This is a genomic window from Mucilaginibacter sp. P2_D11 (assembly GCF_056404435.1).
This window is the reverse complement of the sequence record NZ_JBFUEA010000008.1, coordinates 161,428-177,158: the sequence shown is the minus strand read 5'-3', so window position 1 is coordinate 177,158 and position 15,731 is coordinate 161,428. Positions and strand designations below refer to the sequence as shown.

Below are 15,731 nucleotides of genomic sequence, written 5' to 3'. Positions count from 1 at the left end.
TATTGACCCTCCTGTGCGTTGCCTGCATGCTGAGATTGGGCGTGTGGAGGCTTTGGGTGGCATAGTTATGGCGTGAATGAGTGTGATTTTAATCGGTGAAACGGCGAAGCCCTCTTAAGCACCTTAAAAAACTTACTTAAGCGAAAAATCATCTAAATCGGTGAAATCGCAAAAAATATAAATGATTAATAAGGTTCTAAATAGTTTCACAACGGCATGGCGGGGCCTCACCCTCACCCTGAAGCACCTCTTTGTGGGGAACCATAAGCGCGATGTGGTTTCTATTACGGATAACAACTACTTTAGCCGCCAAAACGATACCAATACCATACAATACCCCGCACAGCAACTGCCCACGCCCGAGGTGGGCCGCTACCAGTTGGATGTAGAGATTGACGATTGCATCGTGTGCGACCTTTGCGCCAAGATTTGTCCGGTGGATTGCATCGACATCGAATCGATAAAATCTACAGAAGGCTCTATCGGCGAAACCAGCGATGGGTCAAAAAAACTACTTTACGCTGCCAAATTCGATATCGATATGGCTAAGTGCATGTACTGCGGGTTGTGCACCATTGTGTGCCCTACGGAATGCATCGTAATGACCAATCAGTACGACCGCACCGTATTCGAACTGAAGGATCTGAATTACGAGTTCTCGGATATGTCGCCCGAGCTTGCTGCCGAAAAACGCGCCTTGCTGGAAAGACAACAGGCCGAAAAACAAGCCGCCAAATTAGCCGCCATGAAGGCAAAGGAGGGCAACGCATGAGTTTAGTACAAATACTCTTTTATCTGATGGCATTGGTTACGCTGGGTTCAGCACTGGTGGTAGCCGCAAGCAAAAATCTGGTGCGAAGCATATTTATGTTCTTCGTAACGTTGTTTGGGTTAGCTGGCCTCTACGTATTGGCAGTTGCCGATTTTGTGGCTGTTACCCAAATTGTGATATACGTGGGTGGGATTTTGGTGCTGATACTGTTTGCCTTTATGCTATCGGGCAAGGAATCGTTGGCAGCTGTGGAGCAGCAGCAGAATCGTTTCATCAGCTTGAATACTGTGGCCGCCTTTATACTCGCCGCACTGTTTTTAGTGGTGATGGTAAACGTGGTGTTCAAGGCCGATATAGCCGGCCTGGCCTGGGTAAAAGCAGCAAAAGATGCAGGCAATATTATCCCGGTGAACCAATCGGGCATTAACAATATCGGCATCAATTTAATGACCGGTTACCTGCTGCCTTTCGAGGCCATCAGCATATTACTGATGATTGCCCTGGTGGGCGCGGCGCACCTGTCGCGCAAGGAGGGCAACCCATGATTGGCCTGCAGCATTTCATGCTGGTGAGTGCCGGGCTGTTCTGCATCGGTTTGTTCATCATCGTATCAAAAAAGAATGCGATACAGATATTGATCGGCATCGAACTGATGCTGAACGCCGCCAACCTTAACCTGGTAGCCTTTGGCCGGTACGACCGCATCAACAACGGCGGCCAAATGTTTGCCCTTTTCGCCATTGTGTTGGCAGCCGCTACAACAGCCGTGGCACTGGCCATCATCCTGAATGTGTATCGCCGGTATAAAACCATCGATGCGGATAAAATTAACCAGTTAAAGGACTAAGGGGATGAAGCGACTGACGATATTATTACTGTTAACGTTTTCATTAGCTGCCTGCGCGCAGAATGACAAATATTTTAATATAAACAGCAAAACGCTGATTTTTAAGGACCCGCCGCTGGCAAAGGATAAGCCGCTGGTTTTGATAGACGATAAAGAATATAAAGGCAAGCTGGAGGACATCAACCAGGATGATATCATCGCCGTTTCGATTATCAAAACAGCGGATGGGGCAAAAATATACGGGAAGAAAGGTGCAAATGGGGTGGTGATGATTACCACGAAGCAATCGTTGCCGTCCACGCAGGATAACATCGTCTTGCCGCCGCCTCCTCAGTTCAAAAAGACGCCCGATAAATTTATTGTGGATGGCAAAGACCGGGGCGAGTTGAAGATGGAAGACGTGGATGCGTTGGATGTATTGAAGTTTGAATCGGCACCGTTTCCCAAAAAAGCCGGTACCGATTCCCTGGGTACAATCTATACAATTACGACCAAAGGCTTCGCCATAATGCAGTATCAAAAGAAACTGGGTGCTTTTTCTAAGGAGTACAAAGCATATTTCGATTCGTGCAGCTGCAACGATATCCGTTTCCTGTATGTATTGAACGGCAAGCCCTTAAAACAGGAGGAAGATAAACGTACGATAGAAAAGCTGTACGATTTGCCTGCGGAATCTATCACCTCGGTAATGTTCATGGATAAACACTATAAAAACACATTAGATAATAAAGAGCCGGTGGTAGTGATTACCACTAAATAAAGATGAGGAAGCTGATTGCCATATTATGCCTGTGTTTATCCTTCGTGATGATGGATAATGCAGCTGTGGCGCAGGGAAATGGAGAGCCTGCAACGCTAATGCCCAATACGCCGCTTATTGTTGTCGACCGAACTTACCTGGCAGATGATTTTAGTGCCATCAAGCCCTCTGATATTATTAAGGTAGATACACTAAATGGGGCAAAAGCTGCCGCTCTATTTGGAGCGCGGGGAGCCAATGGGGTATTTTTAGTTACTACTAAAAAAGGCAAGCCGGGTACAAAGTACGCTGAACAATTGAGCCCGTATCTAAGTAAAGTTAAATACCGCAGTTGGGTGGCATTAAATTCGAAATTGGCAGATAGTGGCTTAGCCGGATTAAATACAAGCGACATTATTAAGCTGGAATTTTCAAAAAAGGGGGTTAAATCCGGTGATTATCTATCTAAGGGTCGTTATCCACTATTATCTATAATCACAAAAGACTACGCCGTGAATGCCTACCTTAATAAGCTTTGCAGCGTAACGTGGGGCTATCGTAAATACTTGAACGACCGCAATTTCGACGATTCGGAGGTACTTTATGACGTGAATGGCGAATTTATCAGGCACAGCGATGAATTGATAAAGTTATTGTATAACCTACCTGTGGAAAAGATTAAAGACACCAATCTCAACGAAAACTATATGATGAAAAGCCAAAACCACACAGTTTTTTCAATCACAACAAAATAAAAATTGAACCCAACGACCTTCCATACCGACGCGCAAACCGTAACCCTTGCTATCATAGCAGTGGTATTGCATTGTGCTGTTGGTGAAATTAACCAGTTAAAAGATTAGAAATGAGAAGGCTGAATTTGTTTTGTTTATTTGTTTTGCTGATGCTTGCCATTAAGGCTGATGCGCAGGTAAACCTGCCAAAAAAGCACCCGTTGATCGTAATTGACGGAGTGATCTTTAAGGGCAACTTAGAGAACATCGATCCCAATAGCATTGCAGAGACCGCCGTGCTAAAAGGGCCTGTAGCAAAAAAAATGTACGGCGACCAGGCGGCAGACGGGGCAATACTTATTTTAACCAAGCGCGATAGGAAACCGGATTCGATAAGGAATGCGTTGCTGAATGATCCTGCTTTGGCTAATGAGCGACTGATTATTGTAGACGGAGAATTATCAGAGAAGAAACTAAACGAAATTGATACAAGTACTGTGTTTTTAATAGATTCGATAAAACGGGAAAAAGCATTCGGCCAATTCCAGGGTAGGGCCAGGAACGGGGTTGTTAGCATCCTCACAAAAACCGCTGCTATAAAAGTTTATGAAAACAAGTTAGCCGGTTGGTCGCCGGGGTATCAAATTTACCTTGACGAATTGGGCGACGATACAAAAGTAACTTATATACTAAACGGCCAGAGGGTAAGCAGTAACCAGGCGCTGCGAACCAAAGTGTTGTTTAACCTTGATAATAAAAAAATAAAGAGCGTAAACTTTAACAATGGCGAGCGGGTAAAAAAAGGCGTTAAACCAGTTTTAATCATCAAAACAAAATAAAAATTGAACCCCACTACCCTCCATACCGACGCGCAAACCGTGACCCTTGCTATTATAGCCGTGGTGCTGCCTTTTGCTGCCTTTGTGTTAAATAAAAAAATGCGGACGACGCGGGTTGCCATTTTGGGTTTGTTTTTATCCCTGGTGATGATGGACAAGGCCGCTTCGGCGCAAACCAGGGGGCGGGGCGTAAAAAGGGTTTCCGGCAGTGCCAAATCAAAACATACGCCGTTGATACTAGTGAACGGCAGGTTTTATAACGGCGATATAAGTAAGCTTAACCCGAACGATATCCAAAACATTAAGGTGTTGAAGTACGAAGCGGCAAAAGCGAACTATGGTAGTTTAGCTACCGATGGTGTTCTTTTGATAGAAACAAAGCAAAGGCTTAACGGCGATTCTGTCTACCGAATCGATTCGGTAATTGTAAATAAACATCCTTTATTTATTGTGGATGGCGTACCATTTAATGGCAGACCGGACGATGTTTTGGTTAAAGACGTTGGCGAGATCATTGCAATAAAGAATGTGGCAAATGAAGGCGCTTACATCAATAGGGCAGATGACGGTGCCATAATTATCATCACACGTAAAGAGGCGATTAAACAATATCAAAAGAAGTTGAGCGCGTTTTCAAAGGAATACAAGGATTACCTTGATACGCATAAAGGAGATGATACGGGGTTAACGTATCTGATGTGGAACGATGGCAGTGTACGACAGGGTAGCTCAGCAGCCTTAACCAAAGTTCTATACGACCTGAAAGACGGAGACATAAAATCGATCTCTTTTTCCAAACGTAAGCAAACCGCAACAGGCTGGAAACCTGCCATAGTAGGCGTTGAATTAAAAACCGAACAAAATTGAACCCAACCACCCTCCATACCGATGCACAAACCGTAACCCTGGCTATTATAGCCGTGGTGTTGCCTTTTGCTGCTTTTGTGGTAAATTTTTTGGTGCTGGGCAAAAGCAAGGCTTCGGGTTGGGTGTCTACGTTGGCTATTATGGGCAGTGCGGTGTTGTCGCTTAGTGTATTCTTTAGGGTGTGGGATAGCCATACCATCCACATGCAGCAGGTGTGGTTTACCATTGGTGTAACCAAGGTGCAGATTGGGGTATTGCTCAATAATCTATCGGTTTTGATGCTGGTGCTGGTATCGCTGATTGCCTTGCCGGTGCATATTTATTCTACGGCTTACATGAAGGATGATACCGGTTATAGCCGCTACTTCCGTTATTTAAGCTTCTTCTGTTTCAGCATGCTGGCTTTGGTGGTGGTAGACAGCCTGATTACTTTCTACGCTTTTTGGGAACTGGTAGGTTTCTCCAGCTACCTGCTTATCGGTTTCTGGTATGATAGGGACAGCGCGGTACAAGCCAACAAAAAAGCCTTTATCATGAACAGGATAGGCGATATCGGTTTGCTGACGGCAATCATGATATTCTTTGTTTTATATGGCACATTCGATATCGATAAAATATTTGGCGAGAAAGGACTAACGTCTTTCATCACCGTTAAAGATGGCGCATGGGCGTTAATGCATGAATTGCGTGTGCCGGCATCTAATGAGTCGGTCTGGGTAAACTTTTCGCCACTTTTTCCGCCCGTCGTTTTACACTATATCGCCTTCGGTGGCATCTTCTTAGCGGTCGCCGCAAAATCTGCCCAATTCCCATTACATACCTGGCTGCCCGATGCGATGGAAGGCCCAACTTCGGTTTCGGCATTGATACATGCGGCAACCATGGTGGCTGCCGGGGTATTCCTGTTGGGGCGGGTTTATCCATTCTTTAGTCCCGAGGAACTCACCATATTGGCCATCGTCGGCTGTTTCACAGCTTTCATGGCAGCTACCATCGCGCTCACACAAAATGATATCAAGCGAATACTGGCCTACTCCACTATTTCTCAATTAGGCTATATGGTAATGGCGATGGGCGTTGGGGCATATTCATCGTCGCTGTTCCATTTGGTAACGCATGCCTTTTTCAAATGCCTGCTGTTTTTGGTAGCGGGTATTGTCATCCACCAAATCAAACACATCAAGGAAGATAACAACCTCGATATTGACCCGCAAGATATCCGTCACATGGGTGGCCTGCGCAAAAAACTGCCGCTGACTTTTATCGCCGCACTACTAGCAGGTTTGGCTTTGGTAGGCTTCCCATTGACCTCGGGTTTCCTGTCGAAAGACGGTATCCTTATCCAGGCCTTCGAATGGGCAAATGGTAAGCCGAAAATTTTTAAGTTGATACCGATAGCCGCATTTTCAACAAGTTTGCTCACCGCCTATTATATCACCAGGCTTATTGTAAAAGTGTTTTTCGGCAAATTAAGGCCGGGAAAAGTTCAACCGGGCTTTCATATCCACGTTACTAAATTAGGTTGGCGGTATAACTTGCCTTTGATATTTCTTACACTTTGTTGTTTATTTCCGCTGTTTTCACTGAACCCATTATCTTACGAGCAGTCATGGCTATTTGAAGGTTTTGCGGGTTCCCGCTTGGGTGATGCGACAAGCGCAATTCATTGGGAAATTCCGCTATTTGTTACTCTTATGTCGATAGGGGTGATTTATGCCGCATATTGGATGAACACCGGTATAATAAGAAGTACAGAATTGCCGCAAGCTAATTTCTGGTATCGCATCTCCTACAACGAATGGTATATCGACCGTTTTTATAGGCGCGTAATCGTAAAGTTCGTAATTTGGCTGAGCGGCGCAGCCTATTGGATAGACCGCAACATTATCGACGGTTTTATACACTTGCTTGAGCGCATCGGCCAGTGCATAGCCAAAGCCGCCGCCTGGTGCGATAAATATATCGTGGATGGCGTACTGTGGCTGGTGGCTAAGTTGGTAGCCTCGATAGGTAACTTTGCGCGCCGTTTCCATGGGGGCAAAGTGCAATACTATTTGTACAGCATGCTGCTTGCCGTAATTGCTGTTTTCATTATTAAATTGATTTGGGCCTGATGAACATATTAACCCTGCTGATATTCACCCCTGTACTGTTCGGATTCATCATCCTGCTGCTGCCCTCATCCTTGCGGGCCAGCTTTAAATATATTACGCTTTTGGCCACGCTGGTACAGCTGGGGCTGAGTATTTGGATGTACATGAATTTTAAGACGGGGGCGCCATTTGCCGGCATCAGTCACGAAGAGCAGTTCCAATTCGTGCAGAAAGTCCCCTGGATACACCTCGACCTCGGTGCAGCAGGCAAAATGCAGATAGAATATTTCGTGGGGATTGACGGTATCTCCATCACCCTCATGGTGATGACCTGCCTGGTTATGGTGGTAGCTGCTGTGGCCTCCTGGGAGATAAAAAGCAACCTTAAAGGTTTCTTCGCGCTGTTTTTACTGTTGGATATGGCGGTAGTCGGCGTGTTCTGCGCGCTCGATTTCTTCCTGTTCTACACTTTTTACGAGCTGATGCTGCTGCCGCTATACTTCCTCATAGGCATGTGGGGCGGCGCCAGGCGCGAATACGCGGCTATCAAGTTTTTCCTGTACACACTCTTCGGTTCGGTATTTATGCTACTGGTGATGGTGGGACTGTATCTTTCGGTGAAGGACCCTGCAACAGGCAACCATACCTTCAACATCATCCAAATGATGAACCCGGCCAATTATATCAATGGCTCGGTGTTCTCCACCATAGCGCATAGCACCATTTTAGGTATGCCTGCTCGATCGGTGGGTTTTGTGGTACTGTTTATCACTTTTGCTATTAAAGTGCCCGTGGTACCCCTGCATACCTGGCTACCCGATGCACACGTGGAAGCACCAACGCCGGTATCCATCATACTGGCCGGTATCCTGCTAAAAATCGGCGGATATGGCATTATCCGCATCTGCCTGGGTATCTTCCCCGATGTAGCGCATAGCGGCGCATTCTGGATTGGCCTCTTAGGTGTTATCTCCATATTATACGGTGCATTCAACGCCCTTGCACAGCGCGATTTAAAGCGATTAATCGCCTATTCTTCCGTATCACACATGGGCTTTGTGCTGCTTGGCATAGCCTCCAATACCGCCGAAGGTATCAGTGGTGCCATGATGCAGATGGTGAGCCACGGTTTCCTCTCCACCATGCTGTTCTTTTTGGTGGGAGTTGTCTACAACCGCGTGCACGACCGCGACATCTACCATTTCCGCGGCCTCGGCTCATTGATGCCGCGTTACACAGTTTATGTAATGGTGGCTTTCTTTGCTTCTTTAGGTTTACCGGGCTTCTCTGCTTTCGTGGCCGAGGCGTTCTCCTTAGCAGGTGCATTCAAATCTCATTCGGTTAACGGCTTGTTGCCTTATTGGATGGCCATTTGCGGTTCGGTAGGTATTTTGCTGAGCGCGGCTTATTTCCTATGGACGCTGCAACGCATGTTCTTTGGCAAGTTGAGCCTTAAGGGCGGCGAGATATGGAAGATAGCCCTCACGGATATCAGCCTGCGCGAAACCCTTACGCTGTTGCCGCTGGCACTCATCGCTTTAGGTTTAGGTTTGATGCCGTCGCTGGTGTTCGATAAAATAAACGATTCAGTTTTGGCGCTGGTGCAATTCATCGGCATAAAATAATTGTTGCAGGCTTATGGAAACCAACAGGCAAACGCATCTTACAGGTAAATAAAATAAATCATGAAGAAGTTATTGCTTATTGCCTGCCTGTTAATATCATTCCAGTTTACCCGTGCCGAAGACGGCCAGAAGGTAGCCACCAAAGTAGAAAAAGTTACCGTGTTCCTCAGCGGGGCGCAGGTTACACGTACGGCTACGGCCAGCGTGGTGCCGGGCACCTCCACCCTGTCGTTCGAAAACCTATCGCCCGAGTTGGACCCGGCCAGCATACAGGTACGCGCCACCGGCGATTTCACCATCTTATCGGTAAAACACGAATTGAATTACCTGGGCGAGCAGCTGAAAACCAAAAAATTAGAAGAGCTGCAAGCCATGCAGCAAACCCTGCGTGATAAAATATCTCTGCAAACGGCCCTGCTGAACATTAACCAGGAGGAAGCCAATATGCTGACCAAAAACCAGGTAAGCAACGGCCAAACCGCAGGGCTGGATATTATCAAACTACGCGCCGCACTCGATTTCCAGACCGCCCGCCTCACCGAAATAAAAAAGAAAGAACTGGCCATCAACGCAGAAATTGCGCAACTGAACGTGCAATTAAGAAAATACGATAGCCAGGTAAACCAATTGATAAACACCCGAGGCATCGCCAGCAGCAATATATTGGTAAATGTGTCCTCGGGTGCAGCGCTGCAATCAACCTTTACCATTACGTATGTGGTGGGCCAGGCCAGTTGGCAGCCTACATATGATATCCGCGCCAAAAATGTAAGCAGTCCGGTAGTGATTGCCTACAAAGCCAATGTATCGCAACAATGTGGCGAGGATTGGAAAGACGTAAAACTCACCCTATCTACCGGCGACCCATCGGTTAGCGGACAGAAGCCGGACTTGAGGCCGTATTACCTTTATGCGTACAATCCACAGGTGATGATTAGGGGTTATGCCTCAAATAATTTAAACGAAGTAGTTGTTACTAATGCTTTAAAAAGCAAAGTACCGGGTTTAAAAGTCGATGATGCCGGTGCTATTGATGTCGTCACCACCGAGAACCAAACCAGTATGGAGTTCAATATCCAGAACCCTTTCTCGATACCTAACGACGGCAAGCAGTACTCGGTAGAGATAGACCAGGTGACCACCAACGCCACTTACCAATATTACGCCGCGCCGAAACTGAGCACCGATGTGTTCCTCACCGCCCGCATTACCGACTGGACCAAGTACAACTTCCTATCGGGCGAAGCTAATTTGTTCTTCGAGGGTACGTTTATCGGTAAATCGAGGCTGGATACCCGCGCGGCGAATGATACCTTAAGCTTATCTTTGGGCGTGGATAAAAACATCGTTGTGAAACGCCTGATGCAAACCCAACTGGCCGATAAACAAGGCATATTCGGCTCGAGCAAGAAAGAAACCCGCGACTGGAGCATCTCCATCAAAAACCGCAAAACGCAAGCCATCAACCTGTTGGTAGAAGACCAGGTACCGGTTTCGCAAAACAGTGCTATCGAAGTAGATACTCAGGACATCAGCGGGGCCGAAATGGACAAAGCCACCGGCAAGCTGTCGTGGACGTTTACTTTGGAGCCGCAGGCCGTAAAACAATTGCGGGTAAAATACACGGTTAAGTACCCCAAAAACCAAAGCGTACTAGTACAATAATAAAAAATGCAGCAGCTAACGCACGATATACCCAACCAGTTAAGTAATGTTTTAGGCAGTTTAACCTACTTTAAGCCCGAGATTTACTTAACTGCGTTGTTTGTTTTGGTGCTGCTTACCGATCTGTTCTTCGGCAAAACCTCTACCTGGCTGTGCCGTGCTATAGCCTGCATGGGTATGGTAATGGTGCTGGTGATGGATTACGACCAGAAGCTGATGATGCAGAATGGTATAGATACGCAATACCTGTTCGGCAGTATGCTGGCGCTGCATGGCCCGGCTGTTAGTTTCAAGATGGTTATCGATGTACTAACCTTCATCCTGTTGCTGTACTTTACCTGGGATAATAAACTGAAGGCGCATAAAAAGGGCCTGTCGGATATGTACACCATTGTGGTGGGCTCGGTATTGGGGCTGCATCTCATGATCATGGCGGTAAACCTGCTATCGGTTTACCTGGCTATAGAGATGGTATCCATCGCATCATACCTGCTGGTGGCCTATAAATCCGAACGGCTGACAACCACCGAAGCGGGGCTGAAGTACGTACTGTTCGGCGCGGCATCATCTGCTGTAATGCTGTACGGCATATCGCTTATTTATGCCTTTACGGGTTCGCTTAACCTAACGGTGGGTAGTCCCATGATAGCCAACCTGATGCAGGTTAACCCGCTCAGCGTATCTTTTGCGCTGGTATTGGTGCTGGTGGGCATTGGTTTTAAACTATCATTTGTACCGGTGCACTTTTGGGTGCCCGATGTTTATGAGGGAGCGGCAACTCCGGTTACGGCCTACTTGTCGTCGCTGCCCAAAATTGCTGCATTTGCCCTGCTGGTGAACTTTGTAACGCCGTTTGCTTTTTATAAAGGCTGGCAGGGTTTCGATTTCCGGCTGGTGCTGGCGGGCATCGGCATTGCCACCATGATAGCCGGCAACTTTGCCGCCGTGCTGCAAAACAATGTGAAACGCATGCTGGCTTATTCGGGCATTGGGCATACGGGCTTCGCGCTGATGGCATTGGTAACCTTTACGCCCGATGGTTTATCTGCCCTCATCTATTACCTGTTTGTTTATGGCCTGGGCATCATAGCCGCCCTGGCGCTGACCAACTACTTCGAAAACGCCGAAGGCATTACGGATGTGCGCGATTATAAGGGCCTCGGCTTTAAATATCCGCTGGCATCGGTTTGCTTTGTGGTGGTGCTGGTGTCCTTAACAGGTATCCCCATAAGCGCCGGTTTTACGGGCAAGCTGTTCGTATTTTCGGCCACCTACAGCGTTTACCAGCAAACTAAAGACCCCTGGCTGCTGGCCATGCTGGGCACCGGCGCGCTGACTACGGTGGTGGCCTTGTTCTACTATATCAAGATACCGCTAAACCTGTTCCTCAAGCGTACCGAGCTTTTGCTGAGCGAGAACAGATGGTCGATAAAGCTGGTGGTGTTATCGGTGGTTATTGCTATTGCGCTGATTGTGTTTGGGGTATTCCCCGATTTGCTGAAGGGGCACCTTTAATCATTCTTTTGATAAGGATGCCTTAGTTAGCAGAACCGTTAATCACCAGTTATCTGTACGGAAGGGTTCTGCCGGGAGACCCGCTGAATTTTGCAGGTTGGTTACGGGCGCATTTGTAAAAGCATACCTAATGGCTTGAACATTTGCACTGGTAGTTAACACAATAGTTTTTCCCTGAATTGCGGCAACCACCGGGCGGAAAACATGGTCGGCACCAGCCACATAAAAATGTTGGTTAAGCGGCTTATTATCGATGGTATTTAGCCCGTTTGCTGTTCCGTTGATATAGTTAAGCGTAACCTTATCACCCGTTTGCGACCATGATAAATATTGCGGGCCCGTACATTCCACCGGCAACCCATAGGTATTCTTTAAGGCTAACAAGGCTAAACGTTCGCCTACAGGTTTTTTATTTTGCGGATGATGGTTATCGGGTTCCCCAACGTCCATCGTAATAGCCATCCCGCTGTTTGGCATGTCCCGTACATTTGCCTGGGCTTCCCTAAACCGCGCATAATAATCGGATTTCAGATCGCCGCCCACGGGTGTGGTGTTATAATAATCTTCGGCAAATGGCGTCATCTGCACATAGTAAAAAGGTAATGTACCCTGCTTAAAACTAGTTCTCCACTGGCTGATGAGGGTTTTGTTAAGGCTGGTGTAGTCGCTTGCCGGCGTAACGTGCGAGTCGTTTTCTCCCTGGTACCAGATGAACCCTTTGACGGAAAGCCTGTTCAACGGACTGATCATCCCGTTAAACTCGTCTCCCCCCTCCGACCAATCCCTGCAGTACGACCCGTTTACGCCCGATATAATAATTCCTACCGGCACTTGTAGTGATTTGAACAGCTTTTGCGCAAAAAAATAGGCCACGCCACTCCATTTACCTACGGTTCCCGGCGAACAAGCATCCCAGCCTGCGGGCGATGCAAAAGCGCTTAAAGGCAGCGATGCCAGCTTTTGACGAACGGTGCTGGCGCGAATCAGCGGGTAATCAGCCGCCGCAATCTCGCTTTGGTAATTGGTAACGCCATTGAATGGAGAGATCTTATCAACCGGCATCACCATATTCGACTGACCGGCACACACCCACACATCGCCAATTAAAATGTTGGTTAATACTACAGCATCCTCCGAACCTGTTTTACAGGTGATGGTTTGCGGAGTGATATTTGCCAACGCGGCAGGGATGGCGATAGCCCAGTTGCCATATTTATCGGAGGTGGTTGCAAAATCATTAACATTCCAGCTCACCTTTACGGTTACTTTATATCCGGCGGTAGCCGTTCCCCATACGGTGAAAGGCTTGTCGCGCTGTATCACCATATTACTTTGTAAAACGTTGTTAACCGAAAACGGAACAATTACGGGTGGCGTCGTGACATCGGGCTTTGGGTCGGGCTTTGGATCCGGGATAATTACGGCATCCTTTTTACAGCCTTGCACAATCAGCAGCAGTACTAATGCCAAATAAAGCAGTGGTTTAAGGTTCATTCTATAGTCAAAATATCAAGCGCTCACCTGTTTTAGCTATTTCCCTCCTATCGGGTACAAACGCCCGGTTTAAAATACTTACAGGTTCTATGGTGCTGATAAGGCTATAACAATGGCTATATAAAAATGAACTTTTATATTTAAAATAGCAACAGGTTTTATATTCACTTTTGTTTTCTCTGACCTATGGCATTGCCCCGCTGGCTTTGAAATACTGATGTTGCATTTATGCGGTCAAGTAGGAGATGTAAATGCTATTCTTTGAAAGAATAGCATTTAAGAAAGCTGATTTTGAAGCCTAACCTTTTTTTGCTGAAGGCGCATATGTAAGTGGATTTAAACTTTAAATAGTTTATTTCGTATATTTGTATAACTAAAGCAAACATCATGGCAAATTCAAGTAAAAAAGAAATACCAGATGGTATTCCGGCTTTCATGAAAAAAATGATGGAAGATAAAAGGGATATCAAGGAAGCTATCCGCGATAAAAAATCATTGACAGAGTTGGCAAAAGAGAAAGATATCAAACTTGCAAAACTCATATGAAGTAAAGTCATCTCCCGATGGCTTCATTTACCATTTTACCACAAGATTTAACGTTACTTATACATTAGTGCTAAGCGTCTATTTGATTGAAGACGTAAGTACTTTTTCTTTGTCTTTATATCCTGATGAGGAAACAAACATGTTTGATTTCTGGGTAAAGAATACAGTCGTAAAAATTATCGGTGAATTTTTAAGGAAAGATTCTAACACGATTTTTTACGTATGCGATAGTACCGACGACAGGGAAGCCAAAAGGCATAATGTATTTGAATATTGGTATGACCGCTCGAAAGCAGAATACGACTTTGTCGGAAAACATGATTATGTTATTCGGTCTTCATATGGTTATGAAATATATTCATCACTTCTTTTTAATATAGACAACCCTTTGGCCGGCTACATCATAGAAAAATTTCAAAGATTGATGGATGAGAGTTGAGATTTGGTATCGCGATGTATTTACCATTCCATAACCAAAATATCATTTAAGAAAGCTAATTTTGAAGCCTAACCTGTCCCCGCCCTGGCGGTGTCCTCACCGGCAGGTAATTAAGGTAGATATTTAGATTATGTGGTACAATAACATCCTCGAAACCATTGGCAATACGCCGCTGGTGAAACTGAATAAGGTAGTAAAAGACATCCCTGCCACGGTTTTGGCTAAAATTGAAACCACCAACCCCGGCAACTCTATAAAAGACCGCATGGCCCTTAAAATGATTGAGGATGCCGAGAAAAGCGGCAAACTGAAACCCGGCGGCACCATCGTAGAAGGCACATCGGGCAACACCGGCATGGGCCTGGCTATTGCGGCGGTAATAAAGGGCTATAAATGTATCTTCACTAGTACGGATAAGCAATCGAAAGAGAAATTCGATGCCCTGCGCGCCTTTGGGGCCGAGGTTATCGTATGCCCCACCAATGTGGAGCCGGAAGACCCGCGTTCATACTACTCGGTGTCGTCGCGCCTGGAACGCGAGGTGCCCAACTCCTGGAAACCCAACCAATATGATAACCTGAGCAACTCGCAGGCGCATTACGAGCAAACCGGTCCGGAAATATGGGCACAAACAGACGGAAAAGTTACCCACGTGGTAGCAGGCGTTGGTACCGGCGGTACGCTATCAGGTATCGCACGCTACCTTAAAGAGCAGAATCCCGATATCAAAATTATCGGTATAGATACTTATGGCTCGGTATTCAAGAAATACAAGGAAACCGGCGAGTTTGATAAGAACGAGATATACCCTTACATTACCGAAGGCATAGGCGAAGACTTTTTACCTGCCAATGTTGATTTTAGCCTGATAGACCATTTTGAGAAGGTAACCGATATGGATGCCGCCCTCATGACGCGCGAGATCGCCCGCAAGGAAGGTATCTTCGCCGGTAATTCAACCGGTTCTGCTATTGCTGGCCTGCTGCAGATGAAGGATATGTTTAAGGAAGGCGATGTGGTGGTGGTGATTTTCCCCGACCATGGCACCCGCTACCTGGGCAAAATGTATAACGACGATTGGCTGCGCGACCGCGGTTTCATCAAAGAAGAAAAACTCACCGCCCGCCACATCCTCAGCAAAAAAGAAAGCACTGAAATTGTGACTATCGACTGCGAGAAGACCGTGCTGGAGGCCATCAACACCATCAAATCGCTCAATATATCGCAGATACCCGTTACCCAAAAAGGTATGGTTATCGGCAAGATTACCGAAAGCGATATCCTCACCTCGCTGATGGAAAACCCCGGCATCAAATCGCAGCCGGTAAAGAGCATTTCAACAGCACCCTTTCCTTTTATCGATCTGAATACTGCTATAGACAAGATATCTGCAATGATTAACAAGGATAACATCGCTGTGCTTGTAGAGGATGATAACGGGAAGATCGAGATTATTACGCAGTACGATATTATTAATGCGATATCGGCGTAGGCATAAAGGATTGAAAACAAATAATTCAAGCAGGGGCGCAATAATTTGCGCCTCTTTTTTTATA

Annotated in this window: 15 protein-coding genes; 14 read left to right on the top strand and 1 reads right to left on the bottom strand. The window is 46.4% G+C overall.

Annotated features, from left to right (window positions below; genetic code table 11):
- Positions 1–181 precede the first annotated feature (181 nt).
- The 11 genes from AC1DXC_RS14500 (at position 182) to AC1DXC_RS14450 (ending at position 11,696) form a co-directional block, all read left to right on the top strand.
- On the top strand, positions 182–772 hold the full coding sequence (locus AC1DXC_RS14500) for a 4Fe-4S dicluster domain-containing protein (protein ID WP_477459867.1): 591 nt from the start codon (positions 182–184) through the stop codon (positions 770–772).
- Positions 769–1,317, top strand: coding sequence for an NADH-quinone oxidoreductase subunit J family protein (locus tag AC1DXC_RS14495; RefSeq protein ID WP_477459866.1), 549 nt, complete (start codon positions 769–771; stop codon positions 1,315–1,317). The genes AC1DXC_RS14500 and AC1DXC_RS14495 overlap by 4 nt, the downstream gene beginning before the upstream one ends.
- Positions 1,314–1,619, top strand: a complete 306-nt coding sequence (gene nuoK / locus AC1DXC_RS14490; protein WP_477459865.1) for an NADH-quinone oxidoreductase subunit NuoK — start codon at positions 1,314–1,316, stop codon at positions 1,617–1,619. The genes AC1DXC_RS14495 and nuoK overlap by 4 nt, the downstream gene beginning before the upstream one ends.
- A gap of 4 nt (positions 1,620–1,623) precedes the next feature.
- Positions 1,624–2,379, top strand: a complete 756-nt coding sequence (locus tag AC1DXC_RS14485; RefSeq protein ID WP_477459864.1) for a hypothetical protein — start codon at positions 1,624–1,626, stop codon at positions 2,377–2,379.
- A gap of 47 nt (positions 2,380–2,426) precedes the next feature.
- Entirely contained in the window at positions 2,427–3,113 is a 687-nt protein-coding gene (locus AC1DXC_RS14480) for a hypothetical protein (RefSeq protein ID WP_477459863.1), read from the top strand.
- Positions 3,114–3,223: 110 nt separating this feature from the next.
- Entirely contained in the window at positions 3,224–3,931 is a 708-nt protein-coding gene (locus tag AC1DXC_RS14475) for a hypothetical protein (protein WP_477459862.1), read from the top strand.
- Between the two features lie 3 nt (positions 3,932–3,934).
- Positions 3,935–4,798, top strand: a complete 864-nt coding sequence (locus tag AC1DXC_RS14470) for a TonB-dependent receptor plug domain-containing protein (RefSeq protein ID WP_477459861.1) — start codon at positions 3,935–3,937, stop codon at positions 4,796–4,798.
- Positions 4,795–6,912, top strand: coding sequence for an NADH-quinone oxidoreductase subunit 5 family protein (locus AC1DXC_RS14465; RefSeq protein ID WP_477459860.1), 2,118 nt, complete (start codon positions 4,795–4,797; stop codon positions 6,910–6,912). Before AC1DXC_RS14470 ends, AC1DXC_RS14465 begins: the two co-directional genes overlap by 4 nt.
- Entirely contained in the window at positions 6,912–8,516 is a 1,605-nt protein-coding gene (locus AC1DXC_RS14460; protein ID WP_477459859.1) for a complex I subunit 4 family protein, read from the top strand. The genes AC1DXC_RS14465 and AC1DXC_RS14460 overlap by 1 nt, the downstream gene beginning before the upstream one ends.
- A gap of 60 nt (positions 8,517–8,576) precedes the next feature.
- Positions 8,577–10,181, top strand: a complete 1,605-nt coding sequence (locus AC1DXC_RS14455) for a DUF4139 domain-containing protein (RefSeq protein ID WP_477459858.1) — start codon at positions 8,577–8,579, stop codon at positions 10,179–10,181.
- Between the two features lie 6 nt (positions 10,182–10,187).
- Complete coding sequence (locus AC1DXC_RS14450; protein WP_477459857.1) at positions 10,188–11,696, top strand: NADH-quinone oxidoreductase subunit N; 1,509 nt, start codon at positions 10,188–10,190, stop codon at positions 11,694–11,696.
- Between the two features lie 42 nt (positions 11,697–11,738).
- On the opposite strand, the gene AC1DXC_RS14445 is transcribed toward AC1DXC_RS14450, so the two are convergent.
- Positions 11,739–13,190 (bottom strand): sialate O-acetylesterase, encoded by a 1,452-nt coding sequence (locus AC1DXC_RS14445; RefSeq protein WP_477459856.1) that lies wholly within the window; start codon positions 13,188–13,190, stop codon positions 11,739–11,741.
- A gap of 387 nt (positions 13,191–13,577) precedes the next feature.
- Here AC1DXC_RS14445 and AC1DXC_RS14440 point away from each other — a divergent pair, with 387 nt between their 5' ends.
- From AC1DXC_RS14440 to AC1DXC_RS14430, 3 genes are all read left to right on the top strand, one after another.
- Positions 13,578–13,736, top strand: a complete 159-nt coding sequence (locus AC1DXC_RS14440; RefSeq protein ID WP_477459855.1) for a hypothetical protein — start codon at positions 13,578–13,580, stop codon at positions 13,734–13,736.
- Positions 13,737–13,818: 82 nt separating this feature from the next.
- Positions 13,819–14,175 carry a DUF6169 family protein gene (locus AC1DXC_RS14435; protein ID WP_477459854.1) on the top strand — a complete coding sequence of 119 codons (357 nt, stop codon included), beginning with the start codon at positions 13,819–13,821 and terminating at the stop codon, positions 14,173–14,175.
- Between the two features lie 130 nt (positions 14,176–14,305).
- Entirely contained in the window at positions 14,306–15,667 is a 1,362-nt protein-coding gene (locus AC1DXC_RS14430) for a pyridoxal-phosphate dependent enzyme (RefSeq protein ID WP_477459853.1), read from the top strand.
- The last annotated feature ends 64 nt before the right edge of the window (positions 15,668–15,731 follow it).